The following is an 8,435-nucleotide window of genomic DNA, read 5'->3' on the forward strand; positions in this document are numbered from 1 at the left end:
CCGCACCTCACCGGCCGGCAGAACCTCGCGGCCTACTGGGCCGCGACCGGCAGGCGACCGGAGGAGGCGCACCTCGACGAGGCGCTCGAGGTGGCCGCGCTCGGCGGAGCCGTCGACCGGCCGGTGCGCTCCTACAGCCACGGCATGAAGCAGCGGCTCGGCATCGCCCAGGCCATGCTGGGCCTCCCCGAGCTGCTCGTCCTCGACGAGCCGACGAACGGCCTCGACCCGCCACAGATCGCCGCGATGCGCCCCATCCTGCGCCGCTACGCGGAGACCGGACGGACCGTCGTCATCTCGAGCCACCTGCTCGCCGAGGTGGAGATGACGTGCACCCACGTCGTCGTCATGCACGCCGGCCGCGTGGTCACCCAAGGTATGGTCGCCGACCTCGTCGACAGCGAGGACACGACGCTCCTCGACCTGGACCCGATCGCCGTGGAGGCCGACGAGGACACGGCGGAGCCCCTGCTCCCGAGCCGGCTGGGGGCGCTCCGCGAGGTCGACGGGATCACCGAGGTCCGGCGCGACACCGAGACCCGCGTCGTCGTCGTGGCCGATCGCCCGCGCGTCGAGGTCGTCGGGGCGGCGGTCGAGGCGGGGCTGCCCGTCATCGGGGTGAGCAGCCGTCGCCACCTCGAGGAGGTCTTCCTCGGCGTCATCTCCGCGGCGTCGTCCGAGAACGGGTCCCGCCCTTCCGACGCCTCCGACGCGTCCCTGATCGAGCGCCTGAGGCAGGTGAGGGCTCGATGAGCCAGCCGACGACCAACAAGCCTGCGCTGGGAGCCAGCTCAGCGGCATACGGCATCACGCGTGTGCGCGAACCGCTGTCCTGGCGCGCCGAGTGGCGGCGGCAGCTCGGGAGGCGGCGGACGCTGGTCGCGTTCGGGCTGCTCGCGGCCCTGCCGATCATCCTCGTCATCGCGTTCGCCTTCGGCGACGACGACGGCAACCAGCGTGGCGGAGCGACGACGCGGATCTTCGACCTCGCGCAGAGCGGGGCGGCGAACTTTAGCCTGGTCGTCGTCTTCCTCGCCTCCGAGCTGCTTCTCGTCCTCGTGGCGGCGCTGTTCTGCGGTGATGCGGTGCCGAGCGAGGCATCCTGGGCATCCCTGCGCTACCTGCTCATCGCGCCCGTGCGGCGCTCCCGCCTGCTGACGAGCAAGGCCGTGGTCGGCATCGGCTCGACAGCTCTGGCCACCGTCCTGTTGCCCGCGTGGGCCCTGGTCGTCGGAGGGGTCGCCTACGGCTGGGGGCCGCTCACCAACCCGCTGGGCGAGAACCTGACCTGGGGGCAGTTCCTCCCGCGGCTCGCTCTGGCCTGCGCGTACATCTTCGTCACGCTCCTGCCGATCGCAGCCATCGCCTTCTGGCTCGGCACCCGCTCGGATGCCCCGCTCGCGGCAGTCGGGGGTGCGGTGCTCATCTCGATCCTCGCGAACATCCTCGACCAGCTCGATGCGCTCGACCCGTACCGCAACGCGCTCCCGGGACACTACAACCGGGCCTGGCAGGACGCGCTGGCGATAGAGCCGCAGTGGATGGACATGATCCATGGGACGCTGTGGTCGCTCGTGTGGGCGGTCGCCTTCACGATGCTGGCCTACCGGAGGTTCCGCAGGGTCGACATCCTCAGCTAGGAGGCGCTCGACCCCCGCACGTTCGCGATCGGGCGGCCCGACATGGCAGGACTGCTCGCGAACTGCCCGGCCGAGGTGGTCCTGGCGCGGGGAGAGTCCGACCACCTGGTGAGCGAGGAGCAGCTCCGGGAACTCGTACCCGCGCCCGTGACGCTCTCGGGCCTCGGCCACAACGCCCATCTCGAGGACCCTGCCGCCCTGTTCGGCCTGCTCTGACCGGATTGTTATGGTCTGGGCGCAATGCCACGGTCGACGCAACCCGCTTCGACTGCGACGGCGGGGGTAGCGTGACGAATGTCGTCGCCGTTGAGGTCGACCGCTCGGCCTCTCGGTGCGCCACCCCCCACTTTTGTCCCTGGAGGTTAGGTAGATGAGCAACATCGCGCCTGAGCAAGCCGAGCTGCCCCCGGCAGCCGTAGATCCAGAAGTCCTCGAGGAGCACGACCGGCGCTGGACCACGCAGAAGATCGTCACCTGGGTCGCGATCGCACTCCTGGGTGGCGTGTCCTGGGCGATGATCGCCATCGTCCGCGGGGAGACGATCAACGCGATCTGGTTCGTCTTCGCGGCGGTCTGCAGCTACCTCATCGCGTTCCGCTTCTACTCGAAGTACATCGAGCGCAACATCACGAAACCGGACGACACCCGCGCGACGCCGGCCGAGTACAACAACAACGCCAAGGACTTCATGCCGACGGACCGGCGGGTCCTCTTCGGCCACCACTTCGCTGCCATCGCCGGCGCCGGACCGCTCGTCGGCCCGGTCCTCGCCGCCCAGATGGGCTACCTGCCGGGCACCCTCTGGATCATCGTCGGCGTCATCCTCGCCGGCGCGGTGCAGGACTACCTCGTCATGTTCTTCTCGATGCGGCGCGGCGGCCGCTCGCTCGGGCAGATGGCCCGCGAGGAGCTCGGCGTCATCGGGGGCACGGCCGCCCTCATCGCGACGCTCACCATCATGATCATCATCGTCGCGATCCTCGCGCTCGTCGTCGTCAACGCGCTGGGCGCCTCTCCCTGGGGCGTCTACTCGGTCGCCATGACGATCCCCATCGCGCTCTTCATGGGCGTGTACCTGCGCTTCATCCGGCCGGGCAAGGTGATGGAGGTCTCCCTCATCGGCTTCGCGCTGCTGATGTTCGCCATCATCTCTGGTCGCTGGGTGGCCGAGTCCACCTGGGGTGCGGACCTGTTCCACCTCGACCGCACGACCATCGCGTGGTTCATCATCTTCTACGGCTTCATCGCCGCGGTGCTGCCCGTGTGGCTGCTGCTCGCCCCGCGCGACTATCTGTCGACCTTCATGAAGATCGGCGTCATCCTCCTGCTCGCGATCGCCATCGTCGTGGTCCGCCCCGAGATCAACGTCCCTGCGATCTCCGAGTTCGCGAGCCGCGATGACGGACCCGTCGTCCCGGGATCACTCTTCCCGTTCCTGTTCGTCACCATCGCCTGTGGAGCCTTGTCGGGCTTCCATGCCCTCATCTCGTCCGGCACGACGCCGAAGATGGTCGAGAAGGAGCGGCAGACCCGCTTCCTCGGCTACGGCGGGATGCTCATGGAGTCCTTCGTCGCGATCATGGCGCTCGTCGCCGCGATCACCATCGACCGCGGCATCTACTTCGCGATGAACTCCTCGGCGGCGGTCACCCAGGGCACGGTCGAGGGCGCCGTCGCGTTCGTCAACCAGCTCGGTCTGAGCGGCGTCCACCTCACGCCGGACATGCTCACGGAACTCGCCCGCAACGTCGGCGAGGAGTCGGTCGTCTCCCGCACCGGTGGTGCGCCGACCCTGGCCGTCGGCATCGCCACCGTCCTGCACCAGTGGTTCGGCGGCACCGCGCTGATGGGCTTCTGGTACCACTTCGCGATCATGTTCGAGGCGCTGTTCATCCTCACTGCCGTCGACGCCGGTACGCGCGTGGCGCGGTTCATGCTGCAGGACACGATCGGCAACTTCATCCCGAGGTTCAAGGACACCTCATGGACGGCAGGTGCCTGGATCTGCACGGCGATCATGGTCGTCGGCTGGGGCTACATCCTCGTGCTGGGGGTCACCGATCCGCTCGGTGGCATCAACACGTTCTTCCCCCTCTTCGGCATCGCGAACCAGCTGCTGGCGGTCATCGCGCTCTCCGTCGTCATGGCCATCGTGGCGCGCCGCGGGAACTTCAAGTACTTGTGGGTGGTGGTCGTCCCGCTGGCCTTTGCCGCGGTCATCACCGTCACCGCGTCGATGTACAAGATCTTCTCCCCGGTGCCGGCGGTCGGCTACTGGGCGCAGAACAGCGCCTTCCGTGAGGCCCTCGCAGATGGAAAGACGAGCTTCGGCACCGCGAAGAACGTCGAGGCGATGGAGGCTGTCGTGCGCAACACGACGGTCCAGGGCACGCTGTCCATCCTCTTCGTGCTCCTGACTCTCATCGTGCTGGTCATGTCGATCATCGCAACCGTGCGGGCATGGCAGGGGCACCGTGGTGACAACACCGAGGACCCGTACATCGAGTCGAAGATCTATGCGCCCGCCAGCCTGTTCCCGACGCCGCCCGAGCGCGAGCTGGAGGAGCAGTGGGCGAAGGTCCCGGTGACCCGACCGGTGAGGTCTCACTGAGATGGCTGCCGAGCTGACGGTCAGGCGACTGTTGTCGGGGTCGGTCTCCACGGCCAAGAAGGCCGTCGGCTACCTCGGTGCCGTCATGGGCGCGGACGCCTACGACCGCCACTGCGCCCACCTCGCTGCTCACCACCCCGACCAGCAGCTGCCGACCGAGCGTGAGTTCTGGCGGGAGCACATGGACTGGATGGAGCGGAACCCCCAGGGCCGCTGCTGTTGAGGCCCTGACCGAGACGTCACTGCCGCTGGGCTCCTCGCGAGCCCAGCGGCATACGGCCGCCATCTGGGGACCCCGGTCCGCGAAAGGCGCGCCTGACGCGAGAAACCCCGCCACCTCGGGACCGTGGTCCCGAAGTGGCGGGGTTCCTGTCTGACGACTCCGGCGGTCAGCGCACGTCGGCGAAATCGGCCGGCGCGTTGGCGTTGGCCGCGCCCTTGGCGACCTCATCGGCATCGGCGGCAGCGGCGTTCAGCGCGTCGATCGCCGCGCGGACCCCTGCCCCGTAGGCCGGGTCGGCCTTGGTGCAGTTGGCGATGTGCCGCTCGATCGTCTCCTTCGAGGCCCCCGAGATGGCCCGGGCGGTGTTCTCGAAGAGGACCTGCTGCTGAGCGGGCGTCATCTTCTCCCGGAAGAGCACGCCGGGCTGCGAGTAGTAGTTGTCGTCGTCCTCCCGGAAGTTGAACCGGTCGCCCGTCGAGCCGATGCCCCAGGCCGGCTCGCGGTACTGCGGCTGGCTCGAGTAGCGGCCGTAGGAGTTCGGCGTGATGGCCGGGGTCCCGCCCGCCGAGATCCGCATCCCGCCGTCGCGGTGCGGGTCGTTGGGGTTGGCCACGCCGCGGGGCGAGTTGACCGGGATCTGGTGGTGGTTGACCCCGAGGCGGTAGCGCTGCGCGTCACCGTAGGAGAACAGCCGGCCCTGGAGCATCCGGTCGGGCGAGAAGCTGATGCCCGGCACGACGTTGGCGGGGGAGAACGCAGCCTGCTCCACGTCCAGGTGGTAGTTCTCCGGGTTGCGGTTCAGCTCCCACTCGCCGACCTCGATGAGCGGGTAGTCGCCCTTCGGCCACACCTTGGTCAGGTCGAACGGGTGGTAAGGCACCTTCTCCGCGTCCGCCTCCGGCATGACCTGGACGTACAGCTTCCACTTCGGGAAGTCGCCCTTCTCGATCGACTCGAAGAGGTCGCGCTGGTGCGACTCGCGGTCGTCGCCGATGAGGGCTACGGACTCGGCGTCGGTGAGGTTCTTGATGCCCTGCTGCGTCCGGTGGTGGAACTTGACCCAGAAGCGCTCGCCCTCGGCGTTGTAGAACGAGTACGTGTGCGAGCCGAAGCCGTGCATGTGCCGGTAGCTCGCCGGGATGCCGCGGTCGGACATGACGATGGTGACCTGGTGCAGGGCCTCCGGCAGGTTGGTCCAGAAGTCCCAGTTGTTCTCGGCGCTGCGCAGGTTCGTCCTCGGGTCACGCTTGACGGCGTGGTTGAGGTCGGGGAACTGCAGCGGGTCGCGGAAGAAGAAGACGGGCGTGTTGTTGCCGACGATGTCCCAGTTGCCCTCCTCCGTGTAGAACTTCACCGCGAAGCCACGGATGTCGCGCTCGGCGTCGGCCGCGCCGCGCTCACCGGCAACGGTCGAGAAGCGGGCGAACATCTCGGTCTGCTTGCCGACCTCGGAGAAGATCTTGGCGCAGCTGTACTGCGTGATGTCGTTCGTCACCGTGAAGGTGCCGTAGGCGCCGGATCCCTTGGCGTGCATGCGCCGCTCGGGGATGACCTCGCGGTCGAAGTGGGCCAGCTTCTCGAGGAACCAGACGTCCTGGAGCAGCATCGGGCCGCGGGGGCCCGCCGTGACGCTGTTCTCGCCGTCCCAGACGGGGGCGCCGGCGACCGTGGTCAGCGGTTGGGTGTTGCCAGGGTCCTGACGGGGTCCTTCGACAGACATGTGTCTCCTCGGTGTGTTGTTGTTGGCGTTGTGCTGGTCGGTATGCCGCTGAGCTCAGTCCGCGGGCGCCGTTGCCTCCGTGGGGTGGTCGGCCTTGCAGGCGGGGCAGGTGCCCCAGTAGATGACCTCGGCCTCGTCGATGTCGTAGCCGTGGTCGTCCGAGGCGTGCAGGCAGGGGCGATCGCCCACGGCGCAGTCGACGTCGACGATGGCCCGGCAGGAGCGGCACACGAGGTGGTGGTGGTTGTCGCCGACGCGGAGCTCGTAGCGGGCCGGGGAGCCGGCCGGCTCGATCCGGCGGACGATCCCGGCCTCGGTCAGGGCGCCGAGCACGTCGTAGATCGCCTGGGTCGAGACCTTGCCGAGGACCTCGCGTGCAGCGCGGGCGATGGTGTCGGCATCGGCGTGTGGGTGGCGCTCGAGCAGGTTCAGAACCGCGACGCGGGGCTTCGTGGCCCGCAGCTGCGCCTCGTGCAGCATCGTCGTCGGGTCACTCGTCGTCACCTGCCCAACTCAATCAACCAATCTGGAATTAGTCAAAATAAGTATGCCTATCCTTACCCAGGCTGCGACTGGCCCGCGAGGGTGGCGAGTCGGCGTCGAGCCACCTCGGCGAGGTAGGCCGCGCCGTCCGCAACGACCGAGTCGTCGAACGCCGCTCGTGGTGAGTGGTTGTCGTCCGCCATCTCGGGATCGCCTGTGGCGCAGGCGCTGAGGTTGAGGTAGGCACCCGGCACGTGCTCGAGGACGACGGCCATGTCCTCGGAGCCGAGCTCCGGGTTGACCATGTCGACCCAGCGATCCGCGCCGAAGAGGTCGACGACCGTGTCGCGCGCGTGCTCGAACTCGGCCTCGTCGTTGACGGTCACCGGGTAGGAGCCTGAGGCCCAGTCGATCGCGACCTCGAGACCGTGGGCACTCCCGATCCCTCGACAGGCTCGCTCGATGTCGGCGATGGCCTGCGTGCGCGCAGCGGCCGAGAGTGTGCGGACGGTGCCGTCGAAGACCGCATCGTCCGGGATGATGTTGTCCTTCGTCCCCGCGGCGAACCTGCCCACCGTGACCACGATCGGGTCGAAGACGTCGAAGCCGCGCGTCACCCTCGTCTGCAGGGCGAGGACCATCTCGCACGCGGCCGGGATGGGGTCGCTCGCCCGGTGCGGCGTCGCACCGTGCCCGCCCTGGCCGACGAGACGGACGCTGAACTCGTCGGCCGCGGCCATCTGGGGACCCGGGCGTCCGAACCACGTGCCGAGGGGGTGCTCTGCGGAGTACACGTGGAGGGTGTATGCCGCGCTGACCGGCGTGCCGCTCGCCTCAAGCAGGCCCTCCTCGATCATGGGCGCGGCACCACCGGGAGCTTCCTCACCGGGCTGGAACATGAAAACGACGTCGCCGGTGAGCTCCTCGCGTTGCTCGTGGAGGATCTTGGCCGCCCCGACGAGGGCGGCGACGTGGAGGTCGTGGCCGCACGCGTGCATGGCGCCGTTCGTCGAGCGGTAGTCGACCTCGACCTCCTCGACGACGGGCAGGGCATCCATGTCGCCGCGCAGGAGGACCGACGGTCGCGGTCCCTCAACCGGCGCCGCACCGCCGCGGAGCACTGCAACGACCGACGACAGGGCGCGTCCGCGGGTGACCTCGAGGTTCAGGCCGTCGATGGCTTCGAGCACGGCGGCCTGGGTCTGGGGGAGGTCCAACCCGATCTCGGGCGTCTGGTGGAGGCGCCGCCGGAGCGCGACGAGCTCTGGTGCGATGGACTGCGCGATCTCCAGGCTGCGGGTGCTCATGCCCGTCACCCTATTGACCGTCACCCCGACGACAGCGCCTTTCGCGATCAGGCGACCTTGACGGCGACCAGCGCCGGCGCACACTCCAAGAGCCGATCCCGACCCCTTGACAACAGAGGGGAGCCGACGTGACGCAACACGCTGCACCGAGCGGCGCGGCGCTTTACGGTGGCGGCGTGGATGGGGGAACTGATGAGAAGCGCATGCGCCTGCGCTATGCCGGGACGTGCAGGGTGTGTGGATCGGAGCTGCCGGCAAGGGCGGATGCGATCTATGAACGGGCGACCAGGACCGTGCGATGTGTCAGCCATGAGGTGACTACGTCTCCTGCACTCTCCGTCGGGCCCGAGCTCGACCTCGCTGTTCCTGACGCGGTTGACCCTGGAACGGCCGGAGCGTCAGCGCGTCGCGAGTTCGAACGACGCAAAGCGGCGCGTGAAGCACGTATCCG

At 68.6% G+C, this 8,435-nt stretch carries 8 protein-coding genes; 5 read left to right on the top strand and 3 right to left on the bottom strand.

What is annotated here, in order from left to right:
* The 5 genes from ABF401_RS09095 to ABF401_RS09115 form a co-directional block, all read left to right on the top strand.
* The coding region (locus ABF401_RS09095; RefSeq protein WP_353509227.1) for an ATP-binding cassette domain-containing protein at positions 1 to 753 on the top strand (753 nt) is incomplete at its 5' end.
* Positions 750 to 1,640 (top strand): ABC transporter permease, encoded by an 891-nt coding sequence (locus tag ABF401_RS09100; RefSeq protein ID WP_353509228.1) that lies wholly within the window; start codon positions 750 to 752, stop codon positions 1,638 to 1,640. The genes ABF401_RS09095 and ABF401_RS09100, both read left to right, overlap by 4 nt.
* 42 nt (positions 1,641 to 1,682) lie before the next feature.
* Positions 1,683 to 1,856 carry a hypothetical protein gene (locus tag ABF401_RS09105; protein WP_353509229.1) on the top strand — a complete coding sequence of 58 codons (174 nt, stop codon included), beginning with the start codon at positions 1,683 to 1,685 and terminating at the stop codon, positions 1,854 to 1,856.
* A gap of 154 nt (positions 1,857 to 2,010) precedes the next feature.
* On the top strand, positions 2,011 to 4,251 hold the full coding sequence (locus ABF401_RS09110; RefSeq protein WP_353509230.1) for a carbon starvation CstA family protein: 2,241 nt from the start codon (positions 2,011 to 2,013) through the stop codon (positions 4,249 to 4,251).
* Position 4,252: 1 nt separating this feature from the next.
* On the top strand, positions 4,253 to 4,474 hold the full coding sequence (locus ABF401_RS09115) for a YbdD/YjiX family protein (protein WP_353509231.1): 222 nt from the start codon (positions 4,253 to 4,255) through the stop codon (positions 4,472 to 4,474).
* A gap of 166 nt (positions 4,475 to 4,640) precedes the next feature.
* Here ABF401_RS09115 and ABF401_RS09120 read toward each other — a convergent pair whose 3' ends face one another.
* The 3 genes from ABF401_RS09120 to ABF401_RS09130 form a co-directional block, all read right to left on the bottom strand.
* Positions 4,641 to 6,194, bottom strand: a complete 1,554-nt coding sequence (locus ABF401_RS09120; RefSeq protein ID WP_353509232.1) for a catalase — start codon at positions 6,192 to 6,194, stop codon at positions 4,641 to 4,643.
* A gap of 54 nt (positions 6,195 to 6,248) precedes the next feature.
* Complete coding sequence (locus tag ABF401_RS09125; RefSeq protein WP_353509234.1) at positions 6,249 to 6,674, bottom strand: Fur family transcriptional regulator; 426 nt, start codon at positions 6,672 to 6,674, stop codon at positions 6,249 to 6,251.
* Positions 6,675 to 6,751: 77 nt separating this feature from the next.
* Positions 6,752 to 7,984 carry a M20 metallopeptidase family protein gene (locus ABF401_RS09130; RefSeq protein WP_353509233.1) on the bottom strand — a complete coding sequence of 411 codons (1,233 nt, stop codon included), beginning with the start codon at positions 7,982 to 7,984 and terminating at the stop codon, positions 6,752 to 6,754.
* Positions 7,985 to 8,435 lie beyond the last annotated feature (451 nt).

It is taken from the genome of Intrasporangium sp., assembly GCF_040414665.1.
GTDB lineage: Bacteria > Actinomycetota > Actinomycetes > Actinomycetales > Dermatophilaceae > Intrasporangium.

Excerpts from the sequence above, each read along its gene's own strand:
- ABF401_RS09105 (WP_353509229.1), top strand. The coding sequence starts at position 1,683 with ATGGCAGGACTGCTCGCGAACTGCCCGGCCGAGGTGGTCCTGGCGCGG.
- ABF401_RS09100 (WP_353509228.1), top strand. The coding sequence starts at position 750 with ATGAGCCAGCCGACGACCAACAAGCCTGCGCTGGGAGCCAGCTCAGCG.
- ABF401_RS09120 (WP_353509232.1), bottom strand. The coding sequence starts at position 6,194 with ATGTCTGTCGAAGGACCCCGTCAGGACCCTGGCAACACCCAACCGCTG.
- ABF401_RS09110 (WP_353509230.1), top strand. The coding sequence starts at position 2,011 with ATGAGCAACATCGCGCCTGAGCAAGCCGAGCTGCCCCCGGCAGCCGTA.
- ABF401_RS09125 (WP_353509234.1), bottom strand. The coding sequence starts at position 6,674 with ATGCTGCACGAGGCGCAGCTGCGGGCCACGAAGCCCCGCGTCGCGGTT.
- ABF401_RS09130 (WP_353509233.1), bottom strand. The coding sequence starts at position 7,984 with ATGAGCACCCGCAGCCTGGAGATCGCGCAGTCCATCGCACCAGAGCTC.
- ABF401_RS09115 (WP_353509231.1), top strand. The coding sequence starts at position 4,253 with ATGGCTGCCGAGCTGACGGTCAGGCGACTGTTGTCGGGGTCGGTCTCC.